This window comes from Luteimonas sp. A501 (assembly GCF_054052085.1).
Genome location: NZ_JBSVRI010000002.1, coordinates 177,520 through 196,794, shown reverse-complemented (window position 1 = coordinate 196,794; position 19,275 = coordinate 177,520). Strand labels below are relative to the sequence as shown.

At 70.3% G+C, this 19,275-nt stretch carries 14 protein-coding genes and 2 tRNA genes; 13 read left to right on the top strand and 3 right to left on the bottom strand.

Annotated features, from left to right (window positions below; translation table 11 throughout):
- Positions 1-9 precede the first annotated feature (9 nt).
- The 6 genes from ACW7G5_RS07400 (at position 10) to ACW7G5_RS07375 (ending at position 5,512) form a co-directional block, all read left to right on the top strand.
- Positions 10-85: transfer RNA gene (locus ACW7G5_RS07400), tRNA-Ala, on the top strand.
- Between the two features lie 706 nt (positions 86-791).
- Positions 792-868: transfer RNA gene (locus ACW7G5_RS07395), tRNA-Arg, on the top strand.
- A gap of 25 nt (positions 869-893) precedes the next feature.
- The gene (gene amaB / locus ACW7G5_RS07390) at positions 894-2,429 is read left to right on the top strand and encodes an L-piperidine-6-carboxylate dehydrogenase (RefSeq protein ID WP_457003206.1); all 1,536 of its coding nucleotides are present in this window, start codon (positions 894-896) and stop codon (positions 2,427-2,429) included.
- A 7-nt stretch (positions 2,430-2,436) separates the two neighbouring features.
- Positions 2,437-3,495, top strand: coding sequence for a quinone-dependent dihydroorotate dehydrogenase (locus ACW7G5_RS07385; RefSeq protein WP_457003204.1), 1,059 nt, complete (start codon positions 2,437-2,439; stop codon positions 3,493-3,495).
- Complete coding sequence (gene murB / locus ACW7G5_RS07380) at positions 3,492-4,601, top strand: UDP-N-acetylmuramate dehydrogenase (RefSeq protein ID WP_457003202.1); 1,110 nt, start codon at positions 3,492-3,494, stop codon at positions 4,599-4,601. Before ACW7G5_RS07385 ends, murB begins: the two co-directional genes overlap by 4 nt.
- A 41-nt stretch (positions 4,602-4,642) precedes the next feature.
- On the top strand, positions 4,643-5,512 hold the full coding sequence (locus ACW7G5_RS07375; protein ID WP_457003966.1) for a DMT family transporter: 870 nt from the start codon (positions 4,643-4,645) through the stop codon (positions 5,510-5,512).
- A gap of 13 nt (positions 5,513-5,525) precedes the next feature.
- Here the strand turns inward: ACW7G5_RS07375 and ACW7G5_RS07370 are convergent, their stop codons facing one another.
- The gene (locus ACW7G5_RS07370; RefSeq protein ID WP_457003200.1) at positions 5,526-8,237 is read right to left on the bottom strand and encodes a protein kinase domain-containing protein; all 2,712 of its coding nucleotides are present in this window, start codon (positions 8,235-8,237) and stop codon (positions 5,526-5,528) included.
- A gap of 90 nt (positions 8,238-8,327) precedes the next feature.
- Here ACW7G5_RS07370 and ACW7G5_RS07365 point away from each other — a divergent pair, with 90 nt between their 5' ends.
- Together ACW7G5_RS07365 and ACW7G5_RS07360 are read left to right on the top strand one after the other, a co-directional pair.
- A complete protein-coding gene (locus ACW7G5_RS07365; protein ID WP_456999720.1) occupies positions 8,328-9,209 on the top strand; it encodes a diguanylate cyclase in 882 nt (293 codons plus the stop codon).
- A 13-nt stretch (positions 9,210-9,222) separates the two neighbouring features.
- On the top strand, positions 9,223-9,798 hold the full coding sequence (locus ACW7G5_RS07360) for a hypothetical protein (protein ID WP_457003199.1): 576 nt from the start codon (positions 9,223-9,225) through the stop codon (positions 9,796-9,798).
- 36 nt (positions 9,799-9,834) lie between these two features.
- On the opposite strand, the gene ACW7G5_RS07355 is transcribed toward ACW7G5_RS07360, so the two are convergent.
- A complete protein-coding gene (locus tag ACW7G5_RS07355; RefSeq protein WP_456965927.1) occupies positions 9,835-10,500 on the bottom strand; it encodes a phosphatase PAP2 family protein in 666 nt (221 codons plus the stop codon).
- Between the two features lie 16 nt (positions 10,501-10,516).
- Positions 10,517-11,809: a flavodoxin-dependent (E)-4-hydroxy-3-methylbut-2-enyl-diphosphate synthase gene (ispG, locus tag ACW7G5_RS07350; RefSeq protein WP_457003197.1), complete on the bottom strand. Its 1,293-nt coding sequence runs from the start codon at positions 11,807-11,809 to the stop codon at positions 10,517-10,519.
- Positions 11,810-11,892: 83 nt separating this feature from the next.
- On the opposite strand from ispG, the gene ACW7G5_RS07345 reads away from it, so the two are divergent.
- From ACW7G5_RS07345 to ACW7G5_RS07325, 5 genes are all read left to right on the top strand, one after another.
- Entirely contained in the window at positions 11,893-12,192 is a 300-nt protein-coding gene (locus ACW7G5_RS07345; protein ID WP_457003196.1) for a DUF2218 domain-containing protein, read from the top strand.
- Positions 12,193-12,328: 136 nt separating this feature from the next.
- Positions 12,329-13,666: an exodeoxyribonuclease VII large subunit gene (gene xseA / locus ACW7G5_RS07340; protein WP_457003964.1), complete on the top strand. Its 1,338-nt coding sequence runs from the start codon at positions 12,329-12,331 to the stop codon at positions 13,664-13,666.
- 241 nt (positions 13,667-13,907) lie between these two features.
- Entirely contained in the window at positions 13,908-15,554 is a 1,647-nt protein-coding gene (locus ACW7G5_RS07335; RefSeq protein ID WP_457003195.1) for an acetolactate synthase large subunit, read from the top strand.
- 35 nt (positions 15,555-15,589) lie between these two features.
- A complete protein-coding gene (locus ACW7G5_RS07330) occupies positions 15,590-17,194 on the top strand; it encodes an aldehyde dehydrogenase family protein (protein WP_457003193.1) in 1,605 nt (534 codons plus the stop codon).
- Between the two features lie 268 nt (positions 17,195-17,462).
- Positions 17,463-19,256, top strand: coding sequence for a vWA domain-containing protein (locus ACW7G5_RS07325; RefSeq protein WP_457003191.1), 1,794 nt, complete (start codon positions 17,463-17,465; stop codon positions 19,254-19,256).
- Positions 19,257-19,275: the final 19 nt, after the last annotated feature.

Sequence of the window (19,275 nt, the reverse complement as noted above, 5' to 3'; positions counted from 1 at the left end):
CCGCCTGATGGGGCGGTAGCTCAGCTGGGAGAGCGTCGCGTTCGCATCGCGAAGGTCAGGGGTTCGATCCCCCTCCGCTCCACCAATCAGACGTGTCACTCGCCGCAGTGATATCCACGCAAAAAGGCTGGACGGGAAACCGCTCCAGCCTTTTTTGTGGCTCTTCTCCCGACTAAGGGAGAGGCGTATGGCCGGCCCGGCTGAGTGGCTGGTTCTTCTCGAGGCTCCGGGGTGCTGACGTGACAGCTGGGGCCGGGAGCTTCTCCGCTGGGGTCCGCGCTGCATGTCCCGCGCATTTCTCCGTTGTAGTCCGCGCTGCCCGTCCCGCACACAGGGGGTGTGCTCCCCCGGCAGTCTCCGCGTCCTGCTCCCACTGCCGGCCGCCGACCATCCATGGCCGGCTGTACGCACACCCCCTGTGCACGGGACGGGCCGTGGAGTTTCTTGGCTTCGGGGCGGAGATCAGGAGCGGGCGCGCTCGCGCTCGTGGACGAAGCCGTGGCGTGGCTGTGCCGCTTGATCCGGGGCGATCCGCCCAGTTGCGACGTCGGCGTCGACGTTGCCTCCGTCCACGACCGCGCAAAAGGTTCGAGCCCGCCGTGGATGCAGGGGGGATGCCCAGAGCCGGCCATGGATGGCCGGCGGCCGGATCTGGGAGCAGGACGCGAATAATCCGGCTGGGCATCCCCCCTGCATCCACGGCGGGCAGCGCGCTCCCTCCCGGAGGGCACTCACGCGCACCCGCATTCTTTGCCCGTCCCGGAGGCACCGTGCGAGAATTGCCGGCTGCTGCCTCCGTAGCTCAGCTGGATAGAGCGTCCCCCTCCTAAGGGGAAGGTCGTGCGTTCGAATCGCGCCGGGGGCACCACATTTCGCCTCAAGGAGTTTTCCCCATGCCCCATCCCGTCCTCACCGCCCTCGGCCTTTCCGCCACCGAATCCGGCACCTACCTCGGCAATGGCGAGTGGTCCAAGACCCGCGATGCCGGCGTGCTGGAGCCCGTGAACCCGACCGATGGCGAAGTGCTGGCACAGGTGCACGCCACCTCGGCCGAGGACTACGAAGTCATCGTCGAGCGCGCCCAGCGCGCGTTCAAGACCTGGCGCACCACGCCCGCGCCGCTGCGCGGCGAAGCCGTCCGCCTGTGCGCGAACGCGCTGCGCGCCAACAAGGACATGCTGGGCTCGCTGGTCGCGCTTGAGATGGGCAAGTCCAAGCCGGAAGGCGACGGCGAGGTCCAGGAGATGATCGACATCGGCGACTTCGCCGTCGGCCTCTCGCGCCAGCTCTACGGCCTGACCATGCACTCCGAGCGCCCCGGCCACCGCATGTACGAGCAGTGGCAGCCGCTGGGCATCGTCGGGATCATCTCGGCCTTCAACTTCCCGGTCGCGGTCTGGGCCTGGAACGCGCTGATCGCGGCCGCCTGCGGCGACATCTCGATCTGGAAGCCCTCGGGCAAGACCCCGCTGTCGGCGATCGCCTCGATCCGGATCTGCAACGAGGCGCTGCGCGAAGGCGGCTTCCCGGACCTGTTCTTCCTGTTCAACGACACCGACAACGCGCTTGCCGAGCGCATGGTCGACGACCGTCGCGTGGCGCTGATCAGCTTCACCGGCTCGACCAAGGTCGGCCGCCAGGTCGGCGAGCGCGTCGCGCGCCGCCTCGGTCGTTCGCTGCTCGAGCTCGGCGGCAACAACGCGATGATCGTCGACGAGACCGCGGACCTGAAGCTTGCGATCCCGGCGATCGTGTTCGGCGCGGTCGGCACCGCCGGCCAGCGCTGCACGAGCACCCGCCGCGCCTTCATCCACGAGTCGATCTTTGATGACGTACTGGCGAAGCTGAAGGCCGGCTACGCCCAGGTCGAGACAAAGATCGGCGATCCGACCGACCCTGCAAACCTGATGGGCCCGCTCAACAGCCAGTCGGCGGTCGATGCATTCCTGGCGGCGATCGAACAGGCCAAGGCCGCCGGCGGCACGGTCGAGAGCGGCGGCACCGCGTTCACCGACCGCAAGGGCTTCTTCGTGCGTCCGGCCATCGTCACCGGCCTGGCCCACGACGCCGAGGTGGTGCAGACCGAGACCTTCGCGCCGATCCTGTACGTGATGAAGTACTCGGAGCTCGAGGACGCCATCGCCATGCAGAACGACGTGCCGCAGGGCCTGTCGTCGGCGATCTTCACCACCAACCTCAAGCGCGCCGAGGCCTTCCTGTCGGCGGCGGGCTCGGACTGCGGCATCGCCAACGTCAACATCGGCACCTCCGGCGCCGAGATCGGCGGCGCGTTCGGCGGCGAGAAGGACACCGGCGGCGGTCGCGAGTCGGGCTCGGATGCGTGGCGCGCGTACATGCGCCGCCAGACCAACACCATCAACTACTCCGACGCGCTGCCGCTGGCCCAGGGCATCAAGTTCGACCTCTGAGGACAGCATGTACGGCCTTGCGCGTCCCTTCCTCTTCGCACTCGACGCGGAGCGCGCGCACGGCCTTGGCCTGTCTTCGCTCGACGCGCTGCACCGCATGCGGGTGCAGCGCCTGCTGGGGGGCGTGCCACGCGCGTTCCCGACCAAGGCCTTCGGCCTGAGCTTCCCCAACCCGGTCGGCCTCGCCGCCGGGCTGGACAAGAACGGCGAGCACATCGACGCACTGCTGGGGCTCGGCTTCGGATTCGTCGAAGTCGGCACGGTCACGCCGCGGCCGCAGCCGGGCAACCAGAAGCCGCGCATGTTCCGCCTGCCGAAACACCAGGCCATCATCAACCGGCTGGGCTTCAACAACGATGGCGTCGACGCCCTTGTGCGCAACGTCGGCCGCGCGCGCCGCCGCAACCAGGGCCTGCTGGGCATCAACATCGGCAAGAACAAGGACACGCCCAACGCGTCGGCGCACGTCGACTACCTGCACTGCCTCGAGCGGGTGTATCCGCTGGCCGACTACGTCACGGTCAACATTTCCTCGCCCAACACCGCCGGCCTGCGTGAATTGCAGGAAGAGCAGTCACTGCGCCACCTGGTGGGCGAACTGCGCGAGGCGCAGGAGCGGCTGGCATCGCGCCACGGCCGCCGCGTGCCGATGCTGGTCAAGGTCGCGCCCGACCTCAGCGACGAAGACATCGACGCCGCCGCGCGCGTGCTCGGCGACCTGGGCGTGGACGGCGTGATCGCCACCAACACCACGGTGTCGCGCATCGCAGTGCAGGACCATGCGCACGCGCACGAGTCCGGCGGGCTGTCGGGCGAGCCGCTGATGAACAAGTCCACCGCGGTGCTGCGCATGCTGCGCACGCGCCTGCCGGAGGGCATCCCGCTGATCGGCGTTGGCGGCATCCTTTCCGGCGCCGACGCGGCAAAGAAGACCGCCGCCGGTGCATCACTGGTGCAGCTCTATACCGGCCTTGTCTACCGCGGCCCGGCGCTGGTCGGCGAGTGCGTCGAAGCCATCCGCCGGCGCAAGGAAGCGCCGAGCCGCGGCAACCTCCCGAACCTGTGAGTGCCGCCGCCATCGACGCAGACCCCGCGGTGCGCTGGACGCGCGACGCCGACCTCACCGCGCGCACCAGCTTCCGCGTGCCCGCGCGCGCGGCCTGGCTGGTCGAGGTGGCCGATGCCGATGCCCTGTCCGGCGTCCTGGCCGATCCCCGGGTGGACGATGGACTGCTGGTGTTCGGCAGCGGCAGCAACCTGCTGTTCGCGGGCGACTTCGGCGGCGTCGCGCTGGCGCTCACCGGCGATGCGATCACGCACGACGGGCACGACGGGCACGACATCGACGATGACGATGACGATGACGGCGATGGCGATGGCGATGGCGACACCGTCATCGTGCGCGCCGAAGCCGGCTGCGGCTGGCACGACTTCGTGCTCCACACCCTGGCGCTGGGACTGTCCGGACTCGAGAACCTCTCGCTGATCCCGGGCACGGTCGGCGCCGCGCCGATCCAGAACATCGGTGCCTACGGCGTCGAGCTCGACCGCCGCGTGCACGCCGTCGAGGTCTGGGACCGCGAACGCGACGCCGCCGTGCGCCTGGCCGCGGCCGACTGCGGCTTCGCCTATCGCGACAGCCGCTTCAAGCGCGAGCCCGGGCGCTGGGTGGTGACCGCGGTGGAATTCATGCTCTCGCGCACGCCGCGGCTGGAGCTCGGCTACGCGGGCCTGGGCGCCGAGCTGGAAGCGATGGGCATCGATGCGCCCACGCCGACGCAGGTCTCCGACGCCGTCTGCCGGATCCGCCGGCGCAAGCTTCCAGACCCGGCACTGCTCGGCAATGCCGGCAGCTTCTTCAAGAACCCGATCGTGCCCTCGGCGCAGGCGGACGCCCTGCTCTCCGAACATCCAGGACTACCCTGCTTCGAGGCCGGTGCGCCCGGCCTGCGCAAGCTGTCGGCCGCCTGGCTGATCGACGCCACCGGCTGGAAGGGCCATCGCGATGGCGACGCCGGCGTCGCGCCCGGCCACGCCCTGGTGCTGGTCAACCATGGTGACGCCAGCGGCGCGGACCTGCTTGCGCTGGCGCGACGCATCGCCGATTCGGTGCAGGCGCGTTTCGGCGTGGCGCTTGAGCCGGAGCCGCGCATCATCGGCGCCAGCTGGTGAGCGCGGCGGCGCCGAACCCGCAGGCACGCGCCGCGCTGCTGATGCTGGGCAGCACCAGCTTCTTCGCAGCGATGGCGGTCACCATCCGCCTCGCCTCGGCCGATCTTTCGACGTACCAGGTCGCGTTCTTCCGCAATTTCTTCGGCCTGCTGTTCCTGCTGCCCTTCCTGTTCCATGGCCGCTGGCAGCTGCCGCGCACCACCCAGCTACCCCGCTACGTGCTGCGCTGCGCGATCGGCGTCGGCTCGATGCTCTGCGGCTTCTGGGCGCTGGGCCACCTGCCGATGGCGCAGGCGATTGCGCTGTCCTACGCCACGCCGCTGTTCGCGACGGTGGCGGCGGTGTTCATCCTTGGCGAGGTCGTGCGCATGCGGCGCTGGTCGGCGGTGCTGATCGGCCTGGTCGGCGTGCTGGTGATCGTGCGCCCGGGCAGCACCGACTTCAGCCTCGGCACCCTGGTGGCCCTCTCCGGCGCCCTGCTCGGGGCCCTGGTCGCAATCCAGATCAAGCAGCTCTCGCGCGTGGATGCGGCCGACACCATCGTCTTCTACACCTACGTGTTCTGGGTGCCGATGTCGCTGGTGCCGGCGCTGTTCGCCTGGCAGTGGCCGCAGGGCATCACCTGGCTGTGGCTGCTCCTGCTGGGCGCGTTCGGTACCGGTGGCCAGTTGCTGTGGACGCGGGCGCTGAAGATCGGCGAGGTCTCGGCGCTGCAGCCGATCAGCTTCGTGCAGCTGCCGCTGGTGGCGCTGGCCGCGTGGCTGCTGTTCGGCGAGGAACCCACGCGCTGGACCCTGCTCGGCGCCGGCATCATCCTCGTCGCCAACGCCTATATCGCGCACCGCGAGGTGCAGCTCGGGCGGCGCGCGGCGACCACGGCGCCGGCCGAGGCTGCGAAGCCGGCGGAATAGCGTCGCCGCGTAGTCAGCCGCGGCGCCCGGGGTCGGCCAAGTCCTCGGCCAGCTTGCGCAGCGGCGGCGACAGTCCCTCGGGGTCGGCGGCCAGCAGCGGCGCGACCAGTTCCCTGCGCACCGCCGCGGCCTCGTCGACGCGCCCGACGGCATCCAGTGCGTCGGCCAGCTGCGCCGCGGTCCCGATCGTCACGTGGTGGTCGCCACCGAGCGACTCGCGCCGGTCGGCCAGCAGCCGCGCGAACGTCGTCGCGGCCGCCGCGTGGCTGCCGGTCTCCGCCTGGGCTTCACCCAGGATCTGCAGCGCCGCCTGCGCCTGGGGATGGCGGGCACCCAGGACTTCCCGCGCCAGTGGCGCCAGGGGTGCGACGGTCGCCAACGATTCCTCCGGTCGACCCGACTGCAGCAGCGTGCCCGCCCGGTTGATCGCGATGAAGACCGTGTCCGGATGCCCTGCCCCATACAGCCGCGTCCGCGCGTCCAGCACCTCCGCCTGCAGGGCGAGCGCGCCCTCGTGATCACCGATGCGCGCGAGTGCGGTCGACCGGTTGACCTTGGCGCGCAGCGTGGCCCGATGGCCGGGACCATGCGCGCGCTCCAGCGCCGCGATCACCTCCTCGCCCAGCCTGAGCGACGCCTCGAACTCCCCCGCGTCGGCGAGGAACGCGACCAGGTTCTCTCGCGCGCCAAGGGTCGTGGCATGTTCCGCGCCGAGCTGCCGCGTGCGCAGCTCGACGACCCGGCGTTGCAGTTCGATCGCGCCTTCGGGGTCCCCGGTCATCATGCGCATCGGGGCGATGTTGTGGAGGGCGTTGGCCGTCTGCGGCGCTTCGGGTCCGGACACGCGCTCATGGATCGCCAGCAACTGCTCCATCGATGCCAGTCCGGACTGTGGGTCGCCCATCCGTGCCTGCAGCACCGCGAGTCCGCCCAGGATCGAGGTGGACTCGAGCGCCTCGGCCCCGAGTGCGGCGACTGCGCGAACGTGCAGCGCTTCCAGCCGACTCCGGGCCCCTGGGCGATCGCCCATCGAAGCCAGGACGTCCGCATCGGTCTGCTCGATTTTCAGCCGGAGCGGATCACCGGCCGGCAGCATCGCCGCCAGTGCCAGCGCGTCGTCGATGACCGTGCGCGCAGCCTCGAACTCGCCTGACGCCCGCAGCGACTCCGCCTGTTCGCGGCGGGCAGCCAGGGTGGCCGGCGCGCCCGGACCGAGTTCACGCGCGCGGATCGCCGCGGCCCGGGCGTAGCTGCGCGCCGCCGCCGCCTCCAGGCCCAGGGCCTTGCGCACCCCGGCGACCGATTCGGTCAGGTCGGCTTCGAGCAGCGGCTGTCCGGCGAAATCACGCGCGATGGCGTCCTCGGCGCGGGCCAGGATGTTGCCGTCAACCAGGCCCCGCGCGATGTCGGTGGTATCGGCATGGAACAGCACCGCGTCCAGCGCCGTGGCTGCATCGGGCCCGGCGCGTTCCAGCTGCTCGCGCAGCCCGGCGGCCAGCGCACCGCCCATGGCCTCGATGTCGACGTCCTCGAGCATGGACTGCTGGAACGCGGCCACGGTTTCCAGCTGCGCGCTCCGCTCTTCGGCGATGGCGCGCTGCGTACGCGCCTGCACCAGGCCGTGCACCGACATCGCCAGGCCGGCGACGAGCGCCACCGCGGCCACCGAGGCCGCCGCAATGCCCGCGCGATGCCTGCGGATGAATTTCCCGGCCACGTAGCGGCGCGAGGCCGGCACCGCGGCCAGCGCACGGCCATCGAGGAAGCGGCGGAGATCGTCGGCCAGGGCCGAGGCCGACGCGTAGCGGTCGCCGCGGTCATGCGCCATCGCGCGCGCGACCACCCAGTCCAGCTCATGGCGGAGCAGGCGGCGCATCCGCGGCACGCTCACGCCCTGCCCGCGCGCCAGGCGCTTGCCTTCGACCGGAGGTAGCGTCGCGAGCTGATGCGAAGGCAGGCGCTGCGTGTGCGCGGTGCCGGCCACGGTTTCGCCGGCAAGCGTCGGGCGCTGGCCGGTCAAGAGTTCGAACAGCACCACGCCCAGCGAGTAGACGTCGCTGCGCGTGTCCACGCGTGCCTGGTCGCCGGCCGCCTGCTCGGGGCTCATGTAGTCCGGCGTGCCCGCGACTTCCCGGCCCGCGACCCCGGCGCCCGCCGCCGCGGTGGCGATGCCGAAATCGATGATCTTCGGCATGGGCCGGCCGTCGACCTCGTCCACCAGCAGGTTGGCCGGCTTCAGGTCGCGATGCACCACGCCCTTCTGGTGCGCGTGCTGCACGCCTTCGCAGATGCCGACCAGCAGGCGCAAGCGCTCCGCGAGCGGCAGCTGCTTTGCTTCGCAGTAATCGGTGAGCGCACTTCCGGCGATGAACTCCATCGCGAAATAGGGCTGGCCGTCGGGCGTGGTGTCGGCGTCGAAGACCTGCGCGATCGCGGGGTGGCGCATCTGCGCCAACATCTGCCGCTCGACCTCGAAATACGCCAGGTGCCGCGCCTCGAGCCGCCGGCCGCGCATCAGCTTGAGCGCCACCGTGCGGCGCACCGGCTCCAGCTGCTCCGCGCGGTACACCTCGCCCATGCCGCCGCGACCGAGCAGCTCCACCACCCGGTATCGCCCGATGCGGGCGCCCGGCGGCAAGGCCGCGGCGTCGACCACGACGGCGCCGGAGGCGCGCGTGGCCAGCAGTTCGGTGCGGTCCGGATCCTCGTCAACGCCCTGGATCATGCTGTTTTCCCCCTTCTGCCCATGCTACCGCGGGTGCCCGCCTGCGTGCGGGCGGCTACACTTGCGCGCTCACGAGAGGGGACGCCGTCGATGGCGGACGAGACCACGCAACGCACCATGATCAGCGCAGGGCCCACGCGGCCTGCGCCGCGCACGGCGTGCCTGGTGGTCATCCATGGCGAAGGCCTGGGCCGGCGCGTCGACGTGGAGGATGCGCCGGTGCTCATCGGTCGCTCCCACGACGCCGACCTCTCCATCAGCCACAAGAGCGTGTCCCGGGAGCACTGCCGGGTGTGGCGCGAAGGCGACGCATATCGCATCCGCGACCTCGGTGCGACCAACCCGGTGCAGGTCAACGACCAGCGCATCGACGAGTGCGGGCTGGTCGACGGCGACCACGTCACCGTCGGCGAGAGCATCCTCAAGTTCATCAGCCAGACCAGCGTCGAAGCCCGCTACCACGAAGAGATCTACCAGCTCGCCACGCACGATGCCCTCAGCGAGCTGTTCAACCGCCGCCACTTCTGCGAGCTGGCCGACAAGGAAATCGCGCGATCGGTGCGCCATGGCCGCCTGCTGGCGCTGTGCATCATCGACGTCGACCTGTTCAAGCCGGTGAACGACCACTACGGCCATATCGAGGGCGACGAGGTGCTGCGCCGGCTGGCCGCGGTGGTGCGTGCCCATGTGCGCGACGGCGATATCGCCGGGCGCATCGGCGGCGAGGAGTTCGCAGTGCTCCTGTGCGAAAGCGATACCGCGGCCGCGGAGGCATTCGCCGAGCGCCTGCGCCTGGCCGTGGCCGCGACCCGGTTTTCCCCGGGCGGCGACCCGCGGCAGGTCACGGTGAGCATCGGCATCGCCACGGTGTCGGCGGCACGCGCCACGCGCGCCAGCCTGATGGCCGCGGCCGACGCTGCGCTGTACCGCGCCAAGGCCGAGGGCCGCAACCGGACGCGCGTGAGCGCCTGAGTTCGCCGCGGGCGTGAATGTCCTGCGCGGCAGGGCTTGCACGTTTACGTTCCTGACCCGTCAGCCACAAGGAATCGGATTCATGCAGCTTGCTTCCGTCACCACCCTGTTCTCCACCGCTCTGCTCCTCGCCAGCACCGGCGACGCACTCGCCGCCGACATCACGCGCTTCCAGATCCGCGCAGCCGTCAATGTCTGCCAAGGCTCCCTGCCAAGCTTCGAAGGCGCGCTGCGCAAGCGGCCGCTTGCCATCGCGAACGAAGGCACGACGGGTGCATTCGTCGGGTGCTCGCTGGAAGCCAACAACATGTTCAATTACGAGCGCACCTCGGTGGCCGCTATCTTCGTCAACCGCGGCGCTGCGGCGGCAACCGTGAACTGCACGCTCGTCAACGGCCTGCTGAACCGGCTCACGCCCACGTACTTCCCGAAATCGGCCACGATCGCCCCAAGGGGCGAGGCTGTCCTGAACTGGAGCGCCCCCGAGTTCCCGGACGGCTTCGAATTCCCGAACCTCAACTGCTCGCTGCCGCAGGGCGTGGAAATCGGCTGGATCAGCGACGTCTATCCGGAGCCGGTGGGCGAGTAGCGGCCAGCGGGCCGGCACGCCGCCGCGGCATGCCGGCTACTCCCGCGGGGGGCGTCGCCAGCGGTGGCAGACCAGCACCCACGCCGCAGCCGTCCATGCCATCGCCGCGGCCCATCCCGCGAGGATATCCGACGGGTAGTGCACGCCCAGATAGACCCGCGAGAACCCGACCAGTGGCACGAAGACCAACATCGCGGCCAGCACCGGCCAGCGCCAACGCGTCTGCCAGCACAGCAGCACCAGCACCATCGCCAGCGTCATCGAGCCCATGGCGTGGCCACTGGGAAAGCTGAAGTTGTGCTCGGGCGCGATCGATTCCCACAGCGTGGGGCGGTCGCGCGCGAAGGCCTGCTTGGCGGCGACATTCAGCAGGCCGGAGCCCGCCAGGGAGACGCCCGCGAACAGGCCGTCACGACGCCGCCCGGCCAAGGCCAGGCCCAGCACCAGCAGGATGTCCACGGGGACCACGCCCCACTCGTAGCCCAGCTTCGAAGCCAGCAGGAACACGCGATCGAACCCTTCGCGCGCCAGTCCGTGCGCGAACAGCAGGATCGGCTCGTCGAAGGCGAACGGTTCGCCCTCCAGCACCTCGTCGGCCAGTTCGGCGAATCCCCAGAGCGGCAGCAGCAGGCCGGCGAACACCAGTACCAGGCGCCAACCGTGGCGCTGCAGGAAGCCGGCGCCGAAGCGGGCTTCCGACATCAGGTTCCCGACGGCCTCAGCCGGCGTGCGCGGCCCGGCCATACCGCTGGTCGACGTAGGTGTCGATGAGGCCGACGAATTCGGCGGCGATGTTGTCACCGCGCAGGGTCACGGCCTTCTGGCCATCGATGAACACCGGCGCCGCCGGTGCCTCGCCCGTGCCCGGCAGCGAGATGCCGATGTCGGCGTGGCGCGACTCTCCCGGGCCGTTGACGATGCAGCCCATCACCGCCAGCGTCAGGTGCTCGGCGCCGGGATGGGTGATCTTCCACTCCGGCATCTTCGCGCGCACGTGCTCCTGCACGACCTTGGCCAGCTCCTGGAAGAACTCCGAGGTCGTCCGACCGCAGCCCGGGCAGGCGGTGACCATCGGCGTGAACGCGCGCAGGCCCATGGTCTGCAGCAGCTCCTGCGCCACGATCACTTCCTGGGTGCGCGACGCGCCCGGATCGGGCGTGAGCGAGATGCGGATGGTGTCGCCGATGCCTTCCTGCATCAGCACCGCCAGCGCCGCGCTGGACGCGACGATGCCCTTGCTGCCGATGCCGGCCTCGGTGAGCCCGAGGTGCAGGGCGAAATCGCTGCGCATCGCCAGGTCGCGATACACCGCCACCAGCTCCTGCACGCCGCTGACCTTGGCCGAGAGGATGATCCGCTCGCGCGGCAGGCCAAGCTCCACCGCACGCTCCGCGGAATCGATCGCCGAACGGATCAGCGCCTCGCGGAGCACGCGGCCGGCGTCGCGCGGCTCCGCCAGCGCGGCGTTTTCGTCCATCAGCGCGGTCGCCAGCGACTGGTCCAGCGAGCCCCAGTTGGCACCGATGCGCACCGGCTTGCCATACCGCATCGCGAACTCGATCAGCTGCGCGAACTGCAGGTCCTTCTTCCTTCCGAAACCCACGTTGCCCGGATTGATGCGGTACTTGGCCAGCGCCTCGGCGCAGGCGGGCTCGCCGCCGAGCAACTGGTGCCCGTTGTAGTGGAAGTCGCCGATGATCGGCACTTCGATGCCCATCATCGCCAGCTTGTCGACGATGCGCGGCACCGCCGCCGCCGATTCGGGGTTGTTCACCGTCACCCGCACCAGCTCCGAACCGGCGCGCCAGAGTTCGGCCACCTGCTTCACGGTCGAAGCGACGTCGGCGGTGTCGGTATTGGTCATCGACTGCACCACGACCGGCGCATCGCCGCCCACGGTGATCCGGCCGACCAGCACCTGGCGCGTGGCGCGGCGCGGCGAGGGGCCGAACGCCCATTCCTGGAGGCTCTGGGATGTACCGGTGTGTGCGGTGCTGGGGATGGCGTTCATCGTTCCATTTTAGTCCCTGGCGCGGCGGTTGTTCGGTTTCCGGTCGTCCCCAGTTCATGACCACGCCCACCCGAGGAACCTCCATGCCCTCTTCCACCGCCCACATCGCCACCGCCGACGGCAGCCGCCTGATCAAGCGCCTGTGCACCCATTGGGCCCACAAGCTCGAGGTCGAATTCGACGAAACCAGCGCGCGCGTGGTGTTCGACGCCGGCACCAGCACCGATCTCGCCGCCACTGCGGACACCCTCAAGGCCCGGGTCACGGCACCCGACGCGGCAAAGCTGGCGCAGTTCCAGGACGTCGTCGCTTCCCATCTCGAGCGCATGGCGCGCGATGAGACCCTCGAGATCACTTGGCAGCTGGACAGCGACCGCGGCTGAGGCGGGGGCGGAGGGTGGTGCGTAGTGAACATTCAGGGGCCGCCCAGCTGACCTGTTCACGGAGTACCCACCAATTCGCCGTTCCGCGGACCCTGCGGACCCTGCGCCCGCGCCCCGGTATCCTGAGCGCATGCCGATGCCGCCCAACGACAACGTCCTAAATCCCAGCCAGCTCAACGCGCTGGCGCGCAGCCTGCTGGAAGACGCGTTTCCGGTGGTGCTGGTGGAAGGCGAGCTCGGCAACGTCTCGCGCCCGGCCTCCGGGCACATGTACTTCACCCTCAAGGACGCCCGCGCGCAGGTGCGCTGCGCCCTGTTCAAGCCCAAGAGCCAGTGGCTGAAGTTCCAGCCGCGCGACGGACTGAAAGTGCTGGCCCGCGGGCGCCTGACCCTGTACGAAGCACGCGGCGACTACCAGCTGATCCTGGACTCGCTGGAGGAGGCCGGAGAGGGCGCGCTGCGCCGGGCATTCGACGAGCTGAAGGCGAGGCTGCAGGCCGAGGGCCTGTTCGATGACGTCCGCAAGCGCCTGCTGCCGGCGTATCCGCGGCGGCTTGGCATCATCACGTCACCGTCGGGCGCGGCGGTGCGCGACGTCTTGAGCGTGCTGGCGCGGCGATTCCCGCTGGTCGAGGTCGAGGTGCTTCCGGTGCCGGTGCAGGGCGATGCGGCGGCGGCGCAGGTCCGCGCCATGCTCGATCGCGCCGGGGCCAGCGGTCGCTACGACGTGCTGGTGCTGGCCCGCGGCGGCGGCTCGCTGGAGGACCTGTGGGCGTTCAACGACGAAGCCCTGGCGCGCGCGATCGCGGCGTCGCCGGTGCCGGTGGTGTCGGCCATCGGGCATGAGACCGACTTCACCCTGGCCGACTTCGCCGCCGACCTGCGCGCGCCCACGCCCTCGGTGGCGGCGGAGCTGCTGGTGCCCAACGCAGTCGACGTCGGCACCCGCGTGCGCGGGCTGCACCAGCGCCTCGAGGCACTGCATTTGCAGCGCATGCGCGACCGGATGCAGCGTGCCGATCGCGCTTCGCTGCGGCTGCAGGCGCTGCGGCCGCAGGCGCGGCTGCAGGCGCTGGGCGAACGCCAGCAACAGGCGCTGCGCCGGCTGCACGCGGCCTGGCAGACGCACGAGGCGGGGCTGCGCGCGCGGCTGCGCCACGCCGACGCCGTGCTGCGTGCAACGCGGCCCGATCGTCGGCTCGCCATGCTCCGCGAGCGCCTGGCCATGCTTGCACCGCGCCCGCAAGCTGCCGTCGCGCGCAGGCTGCAGAACGACGCGCTGCGATTGCGCGGCATCGCGCGCTCGCTGGAAGCCGTCAGCCCGCTGGCCACCGTGGCGCGCGGCTACGCCATCCTCCAGCACGAGGATGGCCGAGTGGTCCGCGGCATGCGCGACGCCGCGCCCGGCGACCACCTGTCCGCGCGCGTGGGCGACGGCCAGCTGCGCCTGCGGGTGGAGCCCGGCGACGCCTGACTCCTGCCGCGCGAGCGACCACGGCCCGCTGTTGTGGGAGCGGCTATAGCCGCGATCGCTGCGTGGCGGTATCCATCGTCGTAGAGCGATCGCAGCTACAGCTGCTTCTACTGTCGATGGCGATGGCTGCAGCTGTTGGCGATGGTCGTCAGGTGGCGGGCGGGGTGCATGCTCGCCTGTTGCTAACGTCTCGGCTTCCATACTGCCTGCACCGATGGCAGTCGAAGGAGGCAGCACCCCCATGGCCAAGGCGTCTGATCTGTTCGTCGCCGCGCTCCAGGCCGAAGGCGTGGAGTATGTGTTCGGCATTCCGGGCGAGGAGAACCTCGACCTGCTCGAGTCACTGCGCACTTCGGGCATCCGCCTGGTGCTGACCCGCCACGAGCAGGCCGCGGGCTTCATGGCCGCGACCTGCGGCCGGCTCACCGGCCGCGCCGGCGTCTGCCTGAGCACGCTCGGACCCGGGGCCACCAACCTGGTCACCGCGGCGGCCTACGCCCAGCTGGGTGCGATGCCGATGCTGATGATCACTGGCCAGAAACCGATCCGCAGCAGCCGCCAGGGCCATTTCCAGATCATCGACATGGTCGGCACCCTGCGCCCGCTGACCAAATACACGCGCCAGCTGGTGTCCGCCGACAGCATCCCGGCACGCGTGCGCGAAGCCTTCCGGCGCGCGGAGGAAGAGCGCCCCGGCGCCACCCACCTGGAGCTGCCGCAGGACGTAGCCGGCGACCCGACCGATGCGGTACCGATCGCGAAGTCGTACTCGCGCCGGCCGGTGGCCGAGCACAAGGCGATCGCCCACGCCGCCGAAGCGATCCGCGCCGCCCGCCATCCACTGCTGATGATCGGCGCCGGCGCCAACCGCAAGACCACCGCGCGCGCGCTGCGCACCTTCGTCGACCGGCTCGGCATCCCATTCTTCAGCACCCAGATGGGCAAGGGCGTGCTGGATGAAACCGACCCGCTGTGGATCGGCACCGCGGCGCTGTCCGACCACGACTATGTGCACCGCGCGATCGACGCCGCCGACTGCATCGTCAACATCGGCCACGACGTCATCGAGAAGCCGCCGTTCTTCATGCGCGAGGGCCGGCGCACGGTGATCCACGTCAACTACGACGGCGCCGCGGTCGATGCCGTGTACTTCCCGCAGGTCGAGGTGGTCGGCGACATCGCCGATGCGGTCTGGCGCCTGTCCGAGGCCGTCGAGCCGCAGGCCCACTGGGATTTCGCCTTCTTCGATCGCGTGCGCGCGGCACTGTGCGAGCAGCTGCAGGAGCGCAGTGACGACGGGCGCTTCCCCATGATCAGCCAGCGCATCGTCGCCGACCTGGCGCAGGCGCTCGGTCCCGACGACATCACCTGCCTCGACAACGGCCTCTACAAGCTCTGGTTCGCGCGCAACCACCGCTGCCGCCGGCCCAACACCCTGCTGCTGGACAACGCGCTGGCAACGATGGGCGCCGGCCTGCCTTCGGCGATCGCCGCGGCCATCGTGCATCCCGGGCGCAAGGTGGTGGCGGTGTGTGGCGACGGGGGCTTCATGATGAACTCGCAGGAGATGGAGACCGCGGTCCGCCTTGGCCTGGACCTGGTGGTGCTGGTGCTGCGCGACGACGCCTACGGCATGATCAAGTGGAAGCAGGCGCACGAGGACTATCCGAACTTCGGCATGGACCTCGGCAATCCGGATTTCGTGAAATACGCGGAGAGCTACGGCGCGCGCGGCCACCGCCCCGCATCGGCCGATGAATTCCTGCCGCTGCTGCGGAAGGCGCTGGCAAGCCCCGGCATCGACCTGATCGACGTGCCGATCGATTACAGCGACGACGACTGGCTGTTGAACGAGGAGATCCCGCGGCTCAGCGCAGCGGTGGAGTGAGCGACCGGCACAAGGATTCGAGGAGGACAGCAACCATGCCCAGGCAGAAGAAGACGAATGCAGGAAGCCCGGCAGCCGGGACAACCGGCACTTCGGGAAAGACCGGCAAGACCAACAAGTCCGGCAAGGCTGGCAAAGCCGGCGGTACTGCCACGCCCGGCAAGTCCGGCACATCGGGCACATCCGGCAAGCGTGACGGACTTGCCGCCAGCTACCCCTATTACCTGGCCAACCGGCCGGTCGCGGCCAACACCGACCTGGACGTGCTGGACAAGTACAGCGGCAAGGTCGCCACGCGGGTCGCATTCGCCGATGCCGGCGCCGTGCGCAAGGCGATCGTGGCAGCGCACAAGGCGCGCCCGGCGATGGCCGCGTTCCCGCCCGATGCGCGCCGCGACGTGCTCGAACACTGCGTCCGCCGGTTCGGCGAACGTGCGGAAGAGCTTGCGCTGGCGCTGTGCATCGAGGCCGGCAAGCCGATCAGCGACGCCCGCGGCGAGGTCGAGCGCCTGGTCGACACCTTCCGCATAGCCGCCGGCGAAGCCACGCGCATCGGCGGCGAGGTGCTTGAGCTGCAGCTGTCCGAGCGCACCCGCGGCTACCGCGGCATGGTCAAACGCGTGCCGATCGGTGCATGCAGCTTCATCACGCCGTTCAACTTCCCGCTCAACCTGGTCGCGCACAAGGTCGCGCCGGCGATCGCGGCCGGCTGTCCCTTCGTGCTCAAGCCGGCGGCGAAAACCCCGATCGGCGCACTGATCATCGCCGAGGTGCTGGCCGAGACCGACCTGCCCAAGGGCGCGTTCTCGGTCCTGCCCTGCAGCAACGACGACGCGGCGCAGCTGGTGGAGGACGAGCGCATCGCCCTGCTGAGCTTCACCGGCGGCCTGGTCGGCTGGGAGCTGAAGGCGCGCGCGGGCAAGAAGAAAGTGACCCTGGAGCTCGGCGGCAACGCCGCCTGCATCGTCGACGCCGACCCCGGCGTCGATCTCGACCATGTGGTCGAGCGTCTGGTCTCCGGCGCCTATTACCAGTCGGGCCAGAGCTGCATCAGCGTGCAGCGCATCATCGCCCATGCCGACGTCTATCCCGCCTTGCGCCGCAAGCTCAAGGCTGCGGTCGCGAAGCTGCGCACCGGCGACCCGCGCAACGAGCGGACCTTCGTCGGCCCGATGATCGACGAGGCCGCGGCAACGCGCGTCGAGCAGTGGATCCGCGACGCGCGCAAGGCCGGCGCGAAGCTGGTCGCCGGCGGCGGGCGCGAGGGCAACATGCATCCGGCGGCATTGCTGGAAGGCGTGCCGCGCGATGCCGACCTGTACCGCAAGGAGGCGTTCGGGCCGGTGGCATGCATGGAATCGTTCGACGATTTCGACGACGCCCTGGCGCGCGCCAACGACAGTGATTTCGGCCTGCAGGCCGGCGTGTTCACTGCCAGCCTCGCGCACGCGATGCGCGCCTGGGACCGGCTGGACGTTGGCGGCGTGGTGGTGGGCGACGTGCCGAGCTTCCGCGTCGACAACATGCCCTACGGCGGCGTGCGCGACTCCGGCCTCGGCCGCGAAGGCGTGAAGAGCGCCATCGAGGACATGACCGAACCGCGCCTGCTCGTCATCCGCGACCACCCCGCGCCGTTGTAAGAGCAGCTACAGCTGCGACCGCCCCGATTTGCAGGAGCAGCTACAGCTGCGACCGTACCGGTCGTGGTGGAAGAAAAGGCCATAGCCGAGACCATCCAAGCCGTTGTGGGAGCGGCTATAGCCGCGATTGCTGTTTAGCGGCAAGCGCCGTGGAAGAGCGGCCGCAGCTATAGCTGCTCCTACAGGTAGGGGCGAGACGTGGAACCGCGGGAACCCCGATCCGCGCCGCGGCGCGTTGTCGCTCCTGCCCAACGACGGAGTCCCGCCCATGAACCGCCTCGCCTTCACCGCCACGCTCGCGGCCAGCCTGCTGCTCGCCGCCTGCCAGACCTCGCAGCACACCGTCGACACCCTCGACGCCCGCGCGCCGGATCCGTCCACGCCGCACGCGCCGATGCACGCGCCACCGCCCGCACCGCCCGCGCCATCCACCACGATGGCCCTTGAAACCACCGCCATGTCCGTGCAGGCGGATCGCGCCGCCGGCGCGCAGGCGCGAAAGCTCCACGCCGCCTCACCGTTCCACCCCGGTCACCAGGTGATGCCCCCGCCGCGCCCCTGGCCGGCCGAACCCGCCAACACCGAGGAATACGCCGAGGTCGAGGACAACCCCGTGCGCCGCGCCTCCGAGCATCCGGTATCGACCTTCTCCGTCGACGTCGATACCGGCAGCTACAGCAACGTGCGCCGCATGCTGCGCATGGGCGTGCGCCCGCCGCCGGATTCGGTGCGCGCGGAGGAGTTCATCAACTACTTCAGCCATGGCCATCCGGCACCCGCCACGCGCGAGGTGCCGTTCCGCGTCACCACCGAAATCGCGCCCGCGCCCTGGGATCCGGCGCGGCACCTGCTGATGGTCGGCATCAAGGGCTATGACGTGTCCAAAGCCGAACTGCCACCGGCCAACCTGGTGTTCCTGGTCGACACCTCGGGCTCGATGCATTCGCCCGACAAGCTGCCGCTGCTGCGCCAGGCGTTCGCGGCGCTCACCGACCAGCTGCGCGCGCAGGACAAGGTCTCGATCGTGGCCTATGCGGGTTCCGCCGGCCTGGTGCTGCCGCCAACCCCGGGCGACCGCAAGGGCGAGATCCTGGCCGCGCTCGAGCGCCTGCAGGCCGGCGGTAGCACCAACGGCGGCGCCGGCATCACGCTGGCCTACGCCATGGCGCGCCAGGGCTATGTCGAAGGCGGCGCCAACCGCGTGATCCTGGCCACCGACGGCGACTTCAACGTCGGCACCATCGAACGCGGCTCGCTCGAGGCCCTGGTCGCCGACCAGCGCACGTCCGGCATCGCCCTGACCACGCTCGGCTTCGGCACCGGCAACTACAACGACGCCATGGCCGAGCGCCTGGCCGATGCCGGCGACGGCAACCACGCCTACATCGACACCCTGCTGGAGGCGCGCAAGGTGCTGGTGGAAGAGATGTCCTCGACGCTCCTGACCATCGCCCGCGACGTCAAGGTGCAGGTCGAGTTCAACCCGGCCGTCGTCGCCGAATATCGGCTGGTCGGCTACGCAAACCGCATGCTGCGCGAAGAGGACTTCGCCAACGACCGCGTTGACGCAGGCGACATCGGCGCCGGGCACGAGGTGACCGCGCTGTACGAGATCGCGCTTGCCGGCTCCGGCGCCGAACGCCTGCCGCCGCTGCGCTACGGCGCAAGCGATTCGCAGGCCAAGGCCCGTACTAGCGAACTGGCCCACCTGCGCCTGCGCTACAAGCAGCCCGAGAGCGACACCAGCCGCCTGATCGAAGTGCCCCTGCGCCGCGAGGACATCCGTGCCCAGGCCGGCCCTTCACTGCGCTTCGCCGCCACCGTCGCCGCCTTCGCCGATGCCCTGCGCGGCGGCCACAACCTCGGCGTCTGGGACTGGGACGCGATCTCGGCCAGCGCACGCGGCAGCCGTGGCGACGACCGCTGGGGCCTGCGCGCGGAATTCGCCGAACTGGTCGAGGCCGGGCGCGCGGTCACCCGCGGCGACAGTGATCGCGAACATGGCCGCGATGACGGCGGCCGCGACGAGGGCCGCGACACCCACGGTCACACCGGCGGCTGATCGATGCCCGCGCCCCGCC

Bases quoted from the DNA above. Each gene is read 5' to 3' on its own strand.
- amaB (WP_457003206.1), top strand. From the start codon at position 894: ATGCCCCATCCCGTCCTCACCGCCCTCGGCCTTTCCGCCACCGAATCC.
- ACW7G5_RS07385 (WP_457003204.1), top strand. From the start codon at position 2,437: ATGTACGGCCTTGCGCGTCCCTTCCTCTTCGCACTCGACGCGGAGCGC.
- ACW7G5_RS07375 (WP_457003966.1), top strand. From the start codon at position 4,643: ATGCTGGGCAGCACCAGCTTCTTCGCAGCGATGGCGGTCACCATCCGC.
- ACW7G5_RS07370 (WP_457003200.1), bottom strand. From the start codon at position 8,237: ATGATCCAGGGCGTTGACGAGGATCCGGACCGCACCGAACTGCTGGCC.
- ACW7G5_RS07365 (WP_456999720.1), top strand. From the start codon at position 8,328: ATGGCGGACGAGACCACGCAACGCACCATGATCAGCGCAGGGCCCACG.
- ACW7G5_RS07355 (WP_456965927.1), bottom strand. From the start codon at position 10,500: ATGTCGGAAGCCCGCTTCGGCGCCGGCTTCCTGCAGCGCCACGGTTGG.
- ispG (WP_457003197.1), bottom strand. From the start codon at position 11,809: ATGAACGCCATCCCCAGCACCGCACACACCGGTACATCCCAGAGCCTC.
- ACW7G5_RS07345 (WP_457003196.1), top strand. From the start codon at position 11,893: ATGCCCTCTTCCACCGCCCACATCGCCACCGCCGACGGCAGCCGCCTG.
- xseA (WP_457003964.1), top strand. From the start codon at position 12,329: ATGCCGCCCAACGACAACGTCCTAAATCCCAGCCAGCTCAACGCGCTG.
- ACW7G5_RS07335 (WP_457003195.1), top strand. From the start codon at position 13,908: ATGGCCAAGGCGTCTGATCTGTTCGTCGCCGCGCTCCAGGCCGAAGGC.
- ACW7G5_RS07330 (WP_457003193.1), top strand. From the start codon at position 15,590: ATGCCCAGGCAGAAGAAGACGAATGCAGGAAGCCCGGCAGCCGGGACA.
- ACW7G5_RS07325 (WP_457003191.1), top strand. From the start codon at position 17,463: ATGAACCGCCTCGCCTTCACCGCCACGCTCGCGGCCAGCCTGCTGCTC.